The sequence below is a fragment of the Stenotrophomonas geniculata ATCC 19374 = JCM 13324 genome, assembly GCF_001431625.1.
GTDB classification, from domain to species: Bacteria; Pseudomonadota; Gammaproteobacteria; order Xanthomonadales; family Xanthomonadaceae; genus Stenotrophomonas; species Stenotrophomonas geniculata.
The window spans coordinates 1-606 of record NZ_LLXT01000060.1 but is presented as its reverse complement, the minus strand read 5'-3'; the positions used below and the strand labels follow the sequence as shown (position 1 = coordinate 606).

Below are 606 nucleotides of genomic sequence, written 5' to 3'. Positions count from 1 at the left end.
AAGACACCCCCCTTCCCCATACCCCGCCGAATGGGTATACAGTCGACCCGTACCGGCACCGTGCCGGAATGAACCCTGGGAGGGGACCATGCGCAAGACCTTCAAGACCCTGCTGCTGGCACTGCCGCTGTGCCTGGCCGCGCTCTCGGCGCAGGCCGCCGATGGCGCCGCCGGCCGCTGGAAGACCATCGACGACAAGACCGGCAAGGTGAAGTCGATCGTCGAGATCACCCAGGCCGCCAACGGCACCCTGACCGGCAAGGTGGTCGACATCCTGCACTCGGACAAGGGCCCGAACCCGGTCTGTGACGGCTGTGAAGGCGCCAACAGGAACAAGCCGGTGAAGGGCATGACCATCCTCTGGAACCTGAAGGCCGACGGCGCCAACAAGTGGTCCGGCGGCACCATCCTCGATCCGGCCAATGGCAAGACCTACAAGTCGAAGATGGAACTGCAGCCCGGCGGAACCAGGCTTGACGTGTCCGGCTGCATCGCCTTCATCTGCCGCGCGCAGACCTGGCAGCGCGAATAAGCGCCCCCCCCCCCCCCGCCTCTTATGCCACCCTCCACCCCCCACGACACAAACAGGAGCGTGCAGACCGGCGT

The 606-nt window shown here is 66.0% G+C and carries 1 protein-coding gene; it reads left to right on the top strand.

What is annotated here, in order from left to right; genetic code table 11:
• Positions 1-88: 88 nt before the first annotated feature.
• The gene (locus ARC63_RS03455) at positions 89-532 is read left to right on the top strand and encodes a DUF2147 domain-containing protein (protein WP_005410552.1); all 444 of its coding nucleotides are present in this window, start codon (positions 89-91) and stop codon (positions 530-532) included.
• The last annotated feature ends 74 nt before the right edge of the window (positions 533-606 follow it).